Source organism: Vibrio sp. Vb2131 (genome assembly GCF_033338535.1).
GTDB classification, from domain to species: Bacteria; Pseudomonadota; Gammaproteobacteria; order Enterobacterales; family Vibrionaceae; genus Vibrio; species Vibrio alginolyticus.
On sequence record NZ_JAWOSW010000002.1, the window covers coordinates 35,100 to 50,928 of the forward strand.

At 45.8% G+C, this 15,829-nt stretch carries 12 protein-coding genes; 8 read left to right on the top strand and 4 right to left on the bottom strand.

Translation table 11 applies throughout. From position 1 onward, the window contains the following. Positions 1-1,131 carry a homogentisate 1,2-dioxygenase gene (locus R7E38_RS02315; RefSeq protein ID WP_213972310.1) on the bottom strand — a complete coding sequence of 377 codons (1,131 nt, stop codon included), beginning with the start codon at positions 1,129-1,131 and terminating at the stop codon, positions 1-3. Further along, the gene (hppD, locus tag R7E38_RS02320) at positions 1,124-2,197 is read right to left on the bottom strand and encodes a 4-hydroxyphenylpyruvate dioxygenase (protein ID WP_005377835.1); all 1,074 of its coding nucleotides are present in this window, start codon (positions 2,195-2,197) and stop codon (positions 1,124-1,126) included. Before hppD ends, R7E38_RS02315 begins: the two co-directional genes overlap by 8 nt. A 539-nt stretch (positions 2,198-2,736) precedes the next feature. On the opposite strand from hppD, the gene R7E38_RS02325 reads away from it, so the two are divergent. The 7 genes from R7E38_RS02325 (at position 2,737) to R7E38_RS02355 (ending at position 11,517) form a co-directional block, all read left to right on the top strand. Continuing rightward, positions 2,737-3,843, top strand: a complete 1,107-nt coding sequence (locus R7E38_RS02325; RefSeq protein WP_226082942.1) for a M20/M25/M40 family metallo-hydrolase — start codon at positions 2,737-2,739, stop codon at positions 3,841-3,843. Positions 3,844-4,107: 264 nt separating this feature from the next. Beyond that, positions 4,108-5,718: a peptide ABC transporter substrate-binding protein gene (locus tag R7E38_RS02330; RefSeq protein ID WP_213893805.1), complete on the top strand. Its 1,611-nt coding sequence runs from the start codon at positions 4,108-4,110 to the stop codon at positions 5,716-5,718. A 144-nt stretch (positions 5,719-5,862) separates the two neighbouring features. Beyond that, positions 5,863-6,783: an oligopeptide ABC transporter permease OppB gene (gene oppB, locus R7E38_RS02335; RefSeq protein WP_005377838.1), complete on the top strand. Its 921-nt coding sequence runs from the start codon at positions 5,863-5,865 to the stop codon at positions 6,781-6,783. Positions 6,784-6,792: 9 nt separating this feature from the next. Next, the gene (locus tag R7E38_RS02340; RefSeq protein ID WP_213893804.1) at positions 6,793-7,725 is read left to right on the top strand and encodes an ABC transporter permease subunit; all 933 of its coding nucleotides are present in this window, start codon (positions 6,793-6,795) and stop codon (positions 7,723-7,725) included. Positions 7,726-7,735: 10 nt separating this feature from the next. After that, positions 7,736-8,719, top strand: coding sequence for an ABC transporter ATP-binding protein (locus R7E38_RS02345; protein ID WP_017820901.1), 984 nt, complete (start codon positions 7,736-7,738; stop codon positions 8,717-8,719). A 9-nt stretch (positions 8,720-8,728) separates the two neighbouring features. Then, positions 8,729-9,721, top strand: coding sequence for an ABC transporter ATP-binding protein (locus tag R7E38_RS02350; RefSeq protein ID WP_017633963.1), 993 nt, complete (start codon positions 8,729-8,731; stop codon positions 9,719-9,721). After that, complete coding sequence (locus tag R7E38_RS02355; RefSeq protein WP_053350405.1) at positions 9,721-11,517, top strand: aminopeptidase P family protein; 1,797 nt, start codon at positions 9,721-9,723, stop codon at positions 11,515-11,517. The genes R7E38_RS02350 and R7E38_RS02355 overlap by 1 nt, the downstream gene beginning before the upstream one ends. A 160-nt stretch (positions 11,518-11,677) precedes the next feature. Here the strand turns inward: R7E38_RS02355 and R7E38_RS02360 are convergent, their stop codons facing one another. Further along, positions 11,678-14,122 carry a collagenase gene (locus R7E38_RS02360; RefSeq protein WP_017820899.1) on the bottom strand — a complete coding sequence of 815 codons (2,445 nt, stop codon included), beginning with the start codon at positions 14,120-14,122 and terminating at the stop codon, positions 11,678-11,680. A 302-nt stretch (positions 14,123-14,424) separates the two neighbouring features. On the opposite strand from R7E38_RS02360, the gene R7E38_RS02365 reads away from it, so the two are divergent. Further along, positions 14,425-14,859 carry a hypothetical protein gene (locus R7E38_RS02365; protein ID WP_042521922.1) on the top strand — a complete coding sequence of 145 codons (435 nt, stop codon included), beginning with the start codon at positions 14,425-14,427 and terminating at the stop codon, positions 14,857-14,859. A gap of 120 nt (positions 14,860-14,979) precedes the next feature. On the opposite strand, the gene R7E38_RS02370 is transcribed toward R7E38_RS02365, so the two are convergent. Then, entirely contained in the window at positions 14,980-15,828 is an 849-nt protein-coding gene (locus tag R7E38_RS02370; RefSeq protein ID WP_053350406.1) for an ABC transporter permease, read from the bottom strand. Position 15,829 lies beyond the last annotated feature (1 nt).

The following is a 15,829-nucleotide window of genomic DNA, read 5'->3' on the forward strand; positions in this document are numbered from 1 at the left end:
TTACTTCTCTTGCCAGCTATAGACGTATTCTTTGTTTTCTACTTTTTCCAGCTCATCCGCAAACTGAAGTGCGTGACGCGTATCGATCATGACCGCAACTTCGTCGGTGAAAGTCTTCTTGTGCTCTCGCCCTGCTTTGAATGCTTTCGGGTGAGGGCCATGTGTAAATCCTGCTGGATGGAATGTCACCATACCTGCTTCAATGTTGTCACGGCTGAAGAAATCACCTGCATGGTAGAACAAGACTTCGTCATAATCGTCATTGTTGTGGTAGAACGGTACTTTGAGCGCTCCAGGATCACTTTCAATTGGACGAGGAACGAAGGTACACACCACAAATCCTGCTCCTACAAATGTAGTATGTGCAGAAGGCGGTAAATGGTAACGATGTGACATAAGTGGACGAATATCACGCCAGTTCACTTTTACTACCGCCAAATCACCATGCCAGCCAATCGCATCCAGCGGGTTGAATGGGTAAGTGATAACACTGACTTTATCGTGGCGTTTCACCTGAACCTGTGTTTGATTCTCAGAATATTGAGCACGGAACTGATCGTTGATCGACGGCGTTTCTAACACCGCCGGATCAAACACCGCGTGGTTTCCAACCATGCCTTTTTCGGGCAATGTATAAGCCGCATCGGTGTTTTCGATCATCAGAATGAACATCGGCTCGCTTGGCTCTAAACGCCAGCTCGTTGAGCGAGGGATCATGACATAATCCCCTTCGCTCACTTTCAAATGACCATAATCACAGTAGAGATCTGCCGTACCTTGGTGGATGAATAGCAGTTCGTCGCCATCAGCGTTTCTCACCAAGAAATCCATTTTTTCATCCATACGCCAAACACGAACTTTACAATTCGCGTTGTGTAATAGATGCGGGACTGCCCACGGGGTAATATGGCTGACTTTCTCCACTAGATTAAAATCGAACGCTCGTGGACGTAGCTCGCCCTCCCACTCAGACCACCCCGTTGGGGCATGTTGATGATGAAAATGTGTTGCGGGGCCGAAGAAGCCACTTCGACCTGCCTCACGTTCATAAATTGCCTCTTCCGGGAAGTCAGCATGTGCTTGTTTAGAGCAGACTCCCTCCCGATGAGGGAATGTGATCCATTTATGCATCGCTCAATACTCCTCGGCGAATTTGGTCTTCTTCTATCGATTCAAACAACGCTTTGAAGTTACCCTCGCCAAAGCCTTCATTGCCTTTACGTTGGATGATTTCGAAGAACACAGGGCCGATAACGGTTTGAGTAAAGATTTGTAGCAAGATGCCATCTTTCGTTGGCGCACCATCAATAAGAATCTGCAAATCACGAAGCTTGCTTACATCTTCACCGTGGCCTTCAACACGCTGATCGACTTTCTCGTAATAAGTATCTGGCGTTGGCATAAAGTCCATGCCTCGCTCACGCAAGGTTTTGACCGTTTCGTAGATGTCGTCTGTGGTCAATGCGATGTGTTGAATACCTTCGCCATTGTATTCACGGATAAACTCTTCAATCTGTGATTTATCATCTGACGACTCATTGATAGGAATTCGGATTTTGCCGCAAGGTGCGGTCATCGCACGGCTGACAAGACCAGTCAGCTTACCTTCGATATCGAAATAACGAATTTCGCGGAAGTTACCAATGCGCTCATAGAAACCAGACCAGACATCCATGTTGCCTTGCTTAACGTTGTGCGTTAAGTGGTCGATTTCGTAAAGACCAACATTCGCTTTTGATAAACGCTCATCAGCATCATCATAAAAACGAAAATCGACATCATAAATACTCTGCTTTCCATAACGGTCGACAAAATAAAGCAAGCTTTCACCGATGCCATAAATAGCAGGAATGCTTAGCTCCATCGGCCCAATTTCCGTTTTATATTCTTTACCGCCATTCTCTAACGCATGCGCCAGAGCAACGGTGGCGTCTTTCACACGAAATGCCATGCCACAAACCGACGGACCGTGAACTTTGGCGAATCCCTCAGCTTGGCTATGCGGCTGCGCATTCACAATAAAGCTAATGTCACCTTGTCGATATAACCACGCTTCTTTTGAGCGATGCTTTGCAATCTCCGCAAAACCTAACGATATAAACAGATCTTTAAGCTGTTGAATGCCTTTGTTGTCTGCAGCAGTATATTCAACAAACTCAAATCCGTCTGTTCCTAGTGGGTTATATGCATCAACCATGACTTTCTCCTTGTCTCAGTAGCTTTTGTTTGGACTTATTTGTCTAACTTGGCGCAGGTCTTGAGAAATTGGAATACGTGGGGAGAAATCTTTATCTTGGCGACTTTTACGCATAATTGTAAAATATATGTTACACACAGAAGGCGCATCGAATCCACTTTCGCAAAAATCAAACAAATTGCTTATTTTCAATACATTAGATTGATATTTTCGGCTTTACGCCAACATGAAAAATGTAAACAAGTTGTTACTTTGGCATTTTATCTTGGCAACGTAGCTCAAAAAGTAAAAGAGGGATAGAAAGCCTATTGCCCCCTATTTCTATCTGCTTCATTCATTTGGTCCTACAAAACATCAAAAGTAATGTTTCGTGACGCTTCATACAGTTCGAAAGGCTCATCGGTCAGAATCGTGTCATGGATACCCCTTTATTGATTCACCTCAGTTTTATTCAAAAGTAACTGTGCCATAAGTGGTGCTCTGTTCCCTATCGAGCCGAGCCACAAGGCTTCACGCTCGATCAGAAAAAGAGACATCTAATGACACACATCAATCAAGAACGCTTAGTTGAACACTTTTGCCAACTAGTACGTATCGACAGCGAATCAAAAAACGAAAAACAAATTGCAGAAACACTGGCAGAACAGCTAGGCGAGCTAGGCTTTACCGTACGCAAACTTCCAGTACCTGAGCACATTTCTAACGGTTTTAACGTGTACGCCCGTTTAGACGGCAAAAAAGACGGCTCTATTCTAATGAGCTGTCATATGGATACGGTCACTCCAGGTATTGGCATTGAGCCAATCATCGAAGACGGCGTTATCCGTTCAAAAGGCAATACGATTCTTGGTGGCGATGATAAATCTGGTATTGCTGCCATCATGGAAGCCGTTCGTTGTATTCAAGCGGAAAACCGTGAGCACAAAACGTTAGAACTTGCTTTCACCGTGTATGAAGAAGGCGGTTTATTCGGTTCACAATACTTCGATATGTCACACGTCACTTCAACGGAAGCAATCGTGTTAGACACAGGTGGCCCTATTGGCACCATTGTGACCGCAGCCCCAGGCCAGCAAAAGATCATGGCAAAAATCAAAGGCCGACCAGCACACGCAGGGCTTGCGCCAGAAGAAGGCATCAGTGCGATCATGGTGGCGGCAGATGCCATCAACCAAATGAAGCTACTTCGCATCGACGAAGAAACGACAGCCAACATCGGTATAGTTAACGGCGGTCAGGCCACAAACATTGTTATGCCTGAATTAAAAATCGTGGCAGAAGCACGCTCCCTGAATGGCGATAAACTAGATGCTCAGGTCAATCATATGATCTCAACATTAGAGTCTGTCTGTAAAAAACACGGTGCAGAAGTCGAAATTGAATCTAGCCGAGCCTACGACGCTTTTGTTATTGAAGAAAACCACCCACACGTAAACGCTATAAAAGCAGCGTTTTCAGAGTTGGGAATTGACGCCTTCACAAAAGGCACTGGCGGCGGTAGCGATGCCAACAACTTTAACAAGAAAGGTCTCACAACTGCCAACCTTTCAACTGGCATGGCAAAAGTACACACGACAGAAGAGTTTATCGCGGTAAGTGATATGGTCAAAATCACTGAGTTCGTGAAACATTTCCTAGTCAGTTAACGTCATGCCTTTTGAAGAGCAGGCTGACTATCTTCCCCTTCTAGCCTGTGCTTGAAGGGGATTTTAATTTGTATCGAAGCAAAATTACTTCCCGTCATGCCAACTTGATATCAGATCTTCAAAGAAATTCCCCTAGCTCACTTTTTGAGACCAGACAGCTCAACACCTGACACCCTGTTACAGTAATGTTAAAACTCGATTGTGTAGACAATTTATACAATATACATTTTTGGCATCTTTCAGGATGAAAAGAGTGAGACAAGGATGAAATTACCTAAGTTGCTTTTATTAGCGTCGATGATGAGTCCAATACTGGCAACATCAAGCTATGCCGCGCCGTATCCCTCAGGTGTGACCCTCGATGAGACACAAGAAATTACGCTAAACAATGGGGCTGAAGTTACTTCTATTGACCCAGCCAAGCAAGCCGCAGAGCCCGCTTTTAATCTTGGTCGAGACCTGTTTGAAGGTCTGGTCATTCAAGATAAGCAAGGTAAAACCATTCCTGGTGTTGCTGAGTCTTGGTCAGTCAATGACAACAATACGGTTTATACCTTCCACTTACGTGATGCAAAATGGTCAAATGGCGAAACGGTCACTGCACAAGATTTTGTCTACAGCTGGCAACGCTTACTGAATCCAAGCACTGCTTCACCCTACGCTTGGTTTGCGGCCATTCCAAATATCGAAAACTCGCAAGCCATTATGAAAGGCGACGCCGCACCCGAGTCCTTGGGCGTGAAGGCGCTGGATGAAAAAACGTTCCAGGTAACACTCGAAGAGCCTATTCCCTTCTTTACGAAACTATTAAGTCATCCTGTGCTTGCCCCCGTTCATAAAGCGACCATTGAAAAACATGGCAACCGTTGGACCCAGCCTGAACATATCGTTACAAATGGTGCGTTTACTGTCTCTGAATGGAAAGTTAACGAAAAACTGGTGATGGTTAAAAATCCACATTATTGGGACGCAAGCAATGTAGTGCTGGAAAAAGTCACCTGGCTACCAATTGGTGATGCAAACGTAGTGCTAAACCGCTACCTAGCTGGTGAGATAGACCAAGCGGTTTCCATTCCTGCCGCTCAGAAGAAAAAGTTAATTCAACAACGCCCACAAGAAGTGGCAAGCAACAGTGCGTCTCTTGGCTCCACATTCTATTACCTCAACACTCAACAAGGGCCAACAAAAGACGTGCGAGTTCGTAAAGCCCTCTCATATGCCATTGACCGTCAACTGTTAACGAGTGCTATTTTGAGAAACGGTGGGGTTCCAATGTATACCCTTGTGCCACCTCAAACAGATGGTTTTAAATCTCACACTCCTGAGTTCGCAACTTGGAACCGCCATAAACGTATCGAAAAAGCGCAGCAATTACTGTCAGAAGCTGGATACGATAAAAGCAATCCGCTTAAGTTAACCTTTACCGTACCAACTTTCTCGATGGACGTAAAAATGGCAACCACCATGGCAGGCATGTGGAAAAGCCGATTGGGTGCGCAAGTCACGATAAAACAGCTAGAACCGAAAGTGTTCTACGCACTTAAAGAGCCGACCGACATTACTCGCGGCGGCTGGACGGCCGACTACAATGAAGCCTCTACATGGTTGGATATCTTCGTTTCTAGTGGCGAGTACAACGATTCTCGTTATAACAACCCGCAATACGACGAGTTAATGGCTCGATCAAAGACCATGAGCAACCCATCAGAACTGTATCTACAAGCAGAAAGCATGCTGATTGAAGACATGGCCATTATTCCTATTTATCGTCCGGGTAACGATCAATACCTCATCAAGCCTTACGTGGGCGGCTACGAACTGACAAACCCTGAGTCGTCGTACTACCGCAAGAATGTCTATGTAAAAGCCCACTAAAAGCATGTTTTCGGTCTGAGTCGGCAAGTTCAATGTTTATTTGCCGTTCCTCATATCTCTCGGTGGAGAAGGCAACCTGAGCTCAGACCATTTTTTATTCATAACCGTTCGAAGTGATTTCGGATGACCAAAGGATGATGGATCATGATTTGGTACATTGTTAAGCGATTAGCTATCGCTATCCCCACGCTTCTATTCATCGCACTCGTATCATTTTGGCTGATGCACATTGCACCAGGGGGGCCATTTGATATGGAACGGCCTATGCCAGAGGTGGTACGTGCGAATATCGAAGCAAAATTCCATTTGGACCAGCCCTTCCTTACTCAGTTTTGGATTTACATTGGTAATTTCATACAAGGAGATCTCGGTCCGAGCTTCGTTTATCAAGACTTCAGTGTTACACAGCTCGTCGCACAATCATGGCCAGTTTCAGCAGTATTAGGCGTACTCTCCTTTTGTATTTCCGTTCCACTTGGCATGTTGCTTGGCACCATTGCGGCATTGAACCGAAATAGCCGCCTAGATTACGGCCTGATGACACTTTCGATGACTGGAGTTGTAGTTCCGGCTTTCGTGCTTGCTCCAGTTTTAGTCATGATCTTCGCTATTCAGCTCGGCTGGTTCCCTGCTGGTGGTTGGGAAGGAGGAAAGCTGGCTTTTCTTGTTCTTCCCGTGCTCAGCCTGGCGATTGGCTCCATTGCGAGTATTGCACGCGTCATGCGTGGCGCAATGATTGAAACGCTCAACCAACCATACATTCGAACGGCAAAAGCCAAAGGTTTGTCCACAACCTACATTTTATTCCATCACGCTTTGCGACCATCCCTGATTCCCGTCGTTGCGATGCTCGGCCCTGCGTTTGTTTCTGTCGTGACAGGCTCGGTGATTATCGACATTTTCTTTGGTACAGGTGGCATGGGACAACACTTTGTGTCTGGGGCTCTCAACCGCGACTACGGCCTAGTAATGGGCATTACTCTGATTGTCGCTTCACTCACTATCTTCTTTAACCTTGTGGTCGACTTGCTATATACGATTATCGACCCTCGTATACGCGTTTAGGAGTCCGGTATGTTAACGGTCAAAAAACTGGATACACAAGCTCTTCAAGATCAAGTCGTCGACAATATTGAAGCCGTCGAAGGTCGCAGTCTTTGGCAGGATGCATGGACTCGATTTCGTAAAAACAGAGCCGCGATGACATCAGTGTATGTTTTGGCGTTCATTACCTTATGCATCACCTTCGGCCCCTCTCTTGCCGCTTTTGGCCATGATGAAATTGACTGGGAAGTGCTCATCGATCCATACGAGCTAGGGAAACCTTCACTGAGCAGTGGCCATTACTTTGGTACCGATGATCTCGGGCAAGATGTCTTTGCTCGCACGATGCAAGGCGGCAGGCTCTCTATTTTGGTAGGTTTTGTTGGCGCCTTAGTCGCCGTTGTTATTGGTACGATTTGGGGAAGTATTTCCGGCTATCTTGGCGGCGTTGTCGATAGCGTAATGATGCGCATTATTGAGGTGCTCGATTCGGTGCCATTTATGTTTATGGTTATCCTGTTTGTTACCCTTTTTGGCAACAACATCTACCTGATTTTTATCGTGATCGGAATGGTATCTTGGCTGGGCATTGCCCGTGTTGTACGTGGCGTCACCTTCGGTCTAAAAAAGCGAGAGTTCATCGAAGCCGCACACTCTATTGGGGTTTCTAAATTGACAATTGTCCGACGCCATGTTCTGCCTAATGTTCTTGGGATCGTGATGGTTTATTCCTCCTTAATGGTACCAGGATTCATTATGTTCGAATCGTTTTTGAGCTTCTTAGGGCTTGGTGTTCAACCACCAGACACGAGCTGGGGAATCCTAATTTCCGAAGGCGCAAAAACGATTGACGTTGCATTGTGGATGCTGCTTTTTCCCTCTCTGTTTTTAGTTGCCACCCTCTTTTGTTTTAACTTCATCGGCGATGGCTTGCGTGATGCTCTTGACCCGAAAGACCGATAAGGACAAACCCATGCTATCTATTGAAAACATGAACGTGCGCTTCGATACGCCAGATGGGCAAGTGCAAGCGGTCAGTAATCTCTCCTACTCGATTAAAGCGGGCGAAACTCTTGGGATTGTTGGGGAATCAGGTTCGGGAAAAAGCCAGTCTGTTTTCGCATTAATGGGGTTAACCGCGGATAACGGCGCCGTGTCTGGAAGCGCAATGTTCCACGGTGATGATTTACTCGCGATGTCTAAAAAGCAGCTCAACCGCATCCGTGCAGAGAAAATCGGAATGATCTTTCAAGATCCGATGACGTCACTCAACCCATTTATGAAAATTGGCAAACAGCTTTGTGAAGTTCTCATGATTCATAAAGGAATGACCCGAAAACAAGCAAAAATTGAATCGATTCACATGTTGGATGCGGTGCGTATTCCCTCTCCCGAAACTAGGATGAATCAATACCCTCACGAATTATCTGGCGGAATGCGTCAGCGAATCATGATAGCGATGGCCTTGTTGTGTAAGCCCGAGTTGTTAATTGCAGACGAACCAACCACCGCGTTAGATGTAACCGTTCAAGCTCAAATTTTGACGCTATTACGAGACTTACAACAAGAGTTCAATACGGCTATTTTACTGATCACTCACGATATGGGCGTCGTCGCCGAGATGTGTGATCGCGTATTGGTCATGTATGGTGGTCAAAAAATGGAGCAATCAGATACCGAGACATTGTTCGCTCAACCTGCGCACCCCTACACTCAAGGCCTGCTAAAGGCGATTCCTTCCATCACTGAAGATATGCCGCGTTTACCAACCATCCCAGGTAACCCACCAAGTGCGTTGATTAACCATCAAGGGTGTCCGTTTAAAGAGCGGTGCGAGCATCGAGAGACGCGTTGCCAATACGAAACCCCACGGTTTTCTCCATTAAACACGAGCCAGTCCATTGCCTGTCACGTTAAAGCACCCAGTGTTATCACTCCCATTCAAATAAAAGCTTAAGGAGGCGTTATGAATAAAAAAGAAGTCCTCATGTCTGCTCGTGATTTAAACGTCCACTTTCCTGTTTCACGTCATCTTATTCCAAGTCGACGTAAAATCGTGAAAGCGGTCAATGGTATCGACTTAGATGTTTACCGAGGTGAGACACTTGGCATTGTGGGGGAATCAGGCTGCGGAAAATCAACACTTGCTCGCGCCTTACTTCGCTTAATTGAACCTACACATGGCGAGTTGACTTGGAAAGGTCAAGACATGCTCGGGTTTAGTAAAAAAGAGCTTTCCTCTCGACGCAGAGAATTTCAGATGGTGTTTCAAGACCCATCCGCTTGTTTGAATCCGAGGTTAACCATCTCAGAATGCATCGCCGAACCACTGCTCACCCACGAGCCAAAGCTTAAACGGGCAGAGGTAGAAAAGCGTGTCATCGCTATGATGGATAAAGTGGGTCTCTTGGCGAGCCAGCGAAACCGCTATCCACATGAATTTTCCGGAGGTCAATGCCAGCGTGTGGGCATTGCCAGAGCATTAATTCTCAATCCAGATTTGGTCGTGTGTGATGAACCCGTTAGTGCACTAGATGTCTCCATACAAGCTCAGGTCATCAATCTTCTAGATGATCTTAAACAAGAAATGGGGTTAACACTGGTGATGATTGCGCATGACTTAAGCGTGGTGCGCCATATCAGCGACCGCGTTATGGTGATGTATCTTGGTAAACCTATGGAAGTAGGACGTTACGATCAAGTATTTGATGATGCTCAACACCCCTACACCAAAGCACTGTTATCTGCTGTCCCGATAGCTAATCCGCAATTAGCACGTGACCGTGAAATACAACTATTGCCCGGCGATCTTCCTTCTCCACTTAACCCACCGAGCGGTTGCGTTTTTCGTACTCGATGCCCAGAAGCAACAGAAGTATGCGGGCAACAGAACCCAATAAAAACAGGCTCGGAGCAGCATCATATCTATTGCTCAAATATGACTTTAGGAACCATTTAATGAACAATACTAACTCAGTAAACCAACGCCTTACGTTATTGCGTGAGGCAATGTCCTTTCACAACGTGTCTGCATATATCGTGACCAACAATGACCCACATAACAGTGAATACTCAGCGGATCATTGGTTAGCGCGAAGCTGGATTTCAGGTTTTACCGGCTCAGCAGGCGATGTCGTCATTACCCAACAAGGTGGTGGCCTGTGGACTGATGGTCGTTACTATATTCAAGCTGAAGAACAGTTACACGGCACAGGACTTGAACTGTTTAAAGCCAAACAACCAGAAACGCCGACAGTTGCCAAATGGCTGGCTACCACGCTACCAGAAAACAGTATTATCGCGGTTGACGGGCGCGCCATCAGTTACGCTTTTTATCAAGGCCTCAAACAAACCTTTGAAGCGAAAAACATTAAGATCATTCTCGACCTGGATTTACTCACACCGATTTGGCTTGAAAGACCACCTCGCCCAAGTGCACCCGTATTCGAGCACCCCACCGCTTTTGCTGGCGTTGACACTGAAAATAAGTTAGCGAGAATCCGTTCTTGGTTAACCGAGAACCAAGTAGATAGCTTATTAGTGTCAACGCTAGATGATGTCATGTGGACAATGAATATTCGAGGTGGTGATACGAATTACTGCCCAGTTTCTGAAGCCTATCTAGTCGTAGAGCAATCACTTGCGACACTGTTTATTGATAAAGCCAAACTGCCTCAAGACGTTGAAAGAGCGCTGACCGATCAGAGTGTACACATTCGCCATTACAACTACGTAAGTCAGTATTTGAATCAGCAATGTGAGGGATTATCGCTCGCTTTTAACCCGACCCACACAGACAGCTTATTGGTGAGTTCGATTGAAGGGAATGTGAATCTAAAGCCAATGGCTTGCCCTGTAACGGCAATGAAGGCCATAAAAAATGCGACCGAGCTAACTAGCCTAGAACAGGCATTAACAGATGATGGTGTGGCAATCGTAAGGTTTATGAACTGGCTCGAAGAGCAAGTTCCAAGCGGACTCGTTACAGAATTGTCTGCTGAGGCACAACTGAATCACTATCGCCGTCAAACCCGACATTATGTGAGTGACAGTTTCCGCACTATCGCAGGCTTCGCAGCTCACGGGGCAAAAATGCATTATGCCGCCGATGAAGAAAGCAATGCGGCAGTCAATGAAAGCAACTTCTTTCTCGTCGATTCTGGTGGCCAATACCTTGGCGGGACAACAGACATCACCCGTACTTTCCACTTCGGGTCACCGACCATTAAGCAGCGCAAAGATTATACCTTGGTGCTCAAAGCGGTCATCCGACTGACTCAGACTCGATTCATGAAAGGCTCTACGGGTGCCAATCTTGATATCATGGCGCGTGGCGTCTTATGGCAACATGGTATTGATTACAAGTGCGGCACTGGACACGGCGTGGGCGTTTGCTTGAATGTTCACGAAGGCCCACAAAATTTCTCGCAAAGCCACCACGAGGTTGAACTAAAACCGGGTATGGTCATTACTAATGAGCCAGGCGTTTATCGCGAAGGTGAGTACGGGGTAAGAATAGAGAACATTCTTAAAGTTGTAGAAGTAGAACAAAATGAGTTCGGCACGTTTTACGGTTTTGAGACCATCACTCTTGCTCCAATTGCGACCAACGCCCTTGATTTATCAATGCTAGATCAAGCAGAGCTAGACTGGCTCAATCATTACCATTCACGAGTCTATCAAGCACTTAGCCCTTTTCTTGATACGCAAGATAAAAACTGGCTTCAACGCACAACCCAACTTATTGAGAAATAGGATATCAGCAAGCTTTATAACGTTTTCATTTTCATCTCAAACTCCTTGTTTGCCAGCCTTCGGGCTGGTTTTTTTATAGAGATAACGGCGTGAAAAACAAAAACGCCCCGCAATGTTAGCGAGGCGATCAATTAAATTAAAATGATGCAGTTAAAATGCCCTACTGACGACACTTCTGAGCATCAAAATCAACGACGATGGCGGCATTCTCAAAGTCACCAGAGACTTTAACGTAGCCCCAGTAGTTACTCTGATTTGACAACGTAATACACTCTCCATTACCAATATTATCTGACCACCCGTGAAGATTAGCACCATCCGGCCAACCAGAGTTACTGTATTCAAGCTTTAGGTTGCCCATACCGTTCCCCGTCGTTATCGCCAGATTTGAGCTCTCATTCACCGCTGGCACGCTCAGCCAAATGGTTTGTTGATTTGCCAAGCAAACAGGCTCTCCTGCTGTTAGGCGCCCACCGCTTACTTTACTTTGCACCGCGCAGTCTTGTGGCAATGTGTCATTACCGCCCAACGTTGAGATAACAACACTATGAGTGGCGGTTGCCGTCAAGCCTTCACTGTCTGTCACACTTAGACTGACCGAATACTCCCCTTCACTCCCATATTGGTGCGTCGGCTTGGTTTGTGTACTTGTCGAGCCATCACCGAAGTCCCATAAGACGCTGACGATCTTCCCGTTTGGGTCTGTACTGTTTTCACTGCTAAATGTAATGCTTTCACCGACTTTCCCCTTGTTGTTTGCGGTTATGACTGCATTAGGTGCACCATTTGAGACAAGGGCTTGCTGCCACTGCTCAAACTCACTTTGATATAAATTCGCCCATTGGGTGATCGTTGCTTTGTAATTGCTCCAATTCCCTTGGCGTGTTTCCACCAGCATTTGGTTTACGTCATCTTTATGATTTTCAAACATAAAACGTACAGCTAAGTACCCCCAACGATAAATTCGATCGACATCAAACCCATCATAAGTAGTCTCGAAAATCTCACTTAAGGTATATGTCGAGCCGTCTAAAATCGTCTCAAGTGCTGCTTGGTTGTCATTTTCTTGAGCGACATACTCTGCAATGCCTTCACTCCACCACACTATTTTTTCAGTTGGATGACTAAACCCTCCATAGAGATCAAATCGACCATCTAAGTAATGCACGTATTCGTGCTCTAAGTTCCAGACAAAGTGATCCGCGTTCGCATAAGAGGCTTCATAAGCAATAAAGTTGGGAATATTCCCCGGCTGGGAAGGATCGCCTTCCAAGTACATACCGCCATTGTCAGTACTAATATCGAAAATTGGCCCTGCGTACTTACCATAATCGGTGCTTGAATCGAAGATATTGACTTGGAGCTGAGTATTGTGGTCATCTTTTACTGGCTGTTCACCAGTTTCTAATGACTGATGAAAGTAACCCTCTTCGTAACCCATTTTAGAACATGCGGCCGCGTGTTGCTCTTGCGTCATATTCTGGGACAATATTCGAATTGTTGGACTACAAGTATAAGTTTGCGATAGCACTAAGCCTTTTAGCTCAGTTTCGAAATTACAAATTCCGAACTCACTACAATCTGCGTAATATGAGGCAGTGTCCGCCGCCGCAAGCCAAACCGCGTCACCCCGACCATACATTTCATACTGTTCAAAGATTCGACTCAGCTGACTCTTCACAACAGAACTCGCGTTACCCGTATACTTGGTCAAACGCCCGAGCTCTCGCCCCGCATTCGCGGCCATGAACTCATCTTCAGCACCGATTGATGATGCCCTCAGAGCAAAATCGCCTAAAGCTTTGGCAAGGTCCGTTTGGTTGCCAATTATTTGCACAAATTGCTCGTTCCACTGCCCACCAAACAAAATAGTGAAAACACCGTTAACTGCATTGCGCATATACCAGTGCTGGGCGTATTGATCATTCCAACGTGTAAGCCACTGGGTCACTTGCGGTAAGTACGCGTGCTGCAAGCCCGCACTATCCATAGTGATGATGACTTCACTAAGCACTTTGCCGTGACGGTCGCTGTTCTCATAGAAGTTTGCGTTATTAACAAACGCATCCACGGATTCTTTCACCGCTGGGGTAACCCATTCAATAAATGAGATGTTGTCATTGTAAAACTCGGCGTAATAACCCGCGCGCAAGTATAAGAAAAACGTTTCGAGTTCATCGCTCCCGCCACCTGTATACCCCTTCGCCAATGTCGTAGTGCGCTTCGCAATGTTGTACATATGATCGGAGCTAAATACCGACTCCTGAATCCGACTTTCAGCAGAGAATAACTGGTTCACGCACGTCGCGCCCTGACTTAAAATTTCGCTGATCAATTGGTTACTGCTTTCGGTAACCAATGCTTCCAAATCACAAGCAGTGCTCGACTCATCAAGGCTTTCAAGTGACTGTACTCGAGTTGCCTTGGAGGGCTGAATAGGGAGAGTTGCGGTTGGTTGGTATTCAACTCGATTGGATTCAACACCGTGTGTATGAGCCGAATGTGCATGTTGCTCTGTAACTTGAGAAACTGGCTCGCTTAACGCAAATACGCCAGTGCTGGTTAATGTTGTCGCAATCGCGACACTCAAAGTCTTCAGTTCCATCTAATTTCTTCTATATTGAGTTTTCCTTAAATGCATTACGTCTTTTGCATCGCCACTGCCCTTATTACTGCAAGAGCATCTCCATATAATCTACTCGCAAGACAAGATGAAACATTTTGTTAACAACTGAACGTGACGGTGTCAGTTTTTGGTACTCGAGTTGCCGTTGCACGAGCTTGCCAGAAATCGATTTGCTTTAGTAATATTGATCAACTAGTTGTTTATCTTTCCATTCAAATATCTTTTATTGCTCCTCACAAAAGCGATAAAATGGTTTCTTTTCTTTTTGCTAAACAACTCCTATGACCGACGCTGATATTGAGCTACAACATCTTTGGTTAGAAGTCCAAGCCGAACGCTGGCAAAACCTGCCACGCTTTTTATTCAGTTACTACTGCTACAAGCACAACCTTGTCAGTAAAACCAACAAAGTTTGTTGGGAGACGGCACGTGCAAGACTGCCCGCTTCAACATCAATAAAAGAGCGAAAAAAGGCGGTGGTTGAACCGTTAGTCTCTGAGGAAACCGTCGTTGGGTTATTGAAATCCATCAGCAAAGATGGGGAAATGACGTTTAACGTGATGGTAACCACACTTAATGCGTTTTTGCACTATGTTGTGATTAGCAAGGAAGAGAAAGCCCGACTTAAACCAAACATGCCAGCTAGTTGGTATCAGCGATCAAACAAGTCGCCTTTGGCACGTTTCGAGCAGGCTGGCATTAATCTACAGGAGTGACATGTCAGTCATCGCTGATGATAAACACAAAAGACAAGCGCCTACAATGAGGCGCATTTGGTCAAAAATTGAGGAGCACCTAAACAAAAGTGCGTAGCGAGCAACAAAGAAAAAGTTTGGTTATTCTTGAATGCCTCGAATGCGTACATTACGCCTACGTAGAACTTCTAAAGTCACGAGCAAACACACCGACATAAAAATCAGCAACGTAGCGACCGCCAATATAGTCGGACTGATTTGCTCTCGAATTCCTGACCACATCTGCCTAGGAACGGTTTTTTGTTCTGCCCCAGTCAGGAATAACGCCACCACAACCTCGTCGAACGAAGTGCCAAAAGCAAACAAGCCGCCAGAAATCATCCCCGGACGAATCAGAGGAAAGGTAATGTGTCTGAAAGTATAAACAGGGTTTGCTCCTAAGCTAGCCGCCGCTTTTACCAAGCTATGGTCAAAGCCGCTTAACGTCGCAGTAACGGTAATGACGACAAAAGGCGTACCTAACGCAGCGTGTGCCAAAATGACGCCTAAATAAGTTTGTGATAAGCCAAGGCGTGTGTAGAAAAAGTACATCGCAGCAGCAGAGATAATGACTGGTACGATCATGGGCGAGATCAACAGCGCCATAATCGTATTGCGAAAAGGCAAGTTACTACTTGCTAAACCCAACGCCGCCAGAGTTCCCAGCCCTGTTGCAACGAGTGTCGCCATAAAAGCAATGAACGTGCTGTTTTTCAGCGCCAACAGCCACTGATCACTAGTAAACATTTCTTGATACCAGCGAGTAGAATACGCTGCCGAGTCAAGGTTTAACATCCCCTCGGTAAAAGTAAAGTAAGGCGTTGCATTAAACGATAACGGGATGATGGTCAGAATTGGAGCGATTAAAAAGAACAGCACCAACCCACAAAAAGCTAAGTAACCTGCGTAAGCAACTCGCTCTACTTTTGATGCATAGTTTGGTAATGCCATG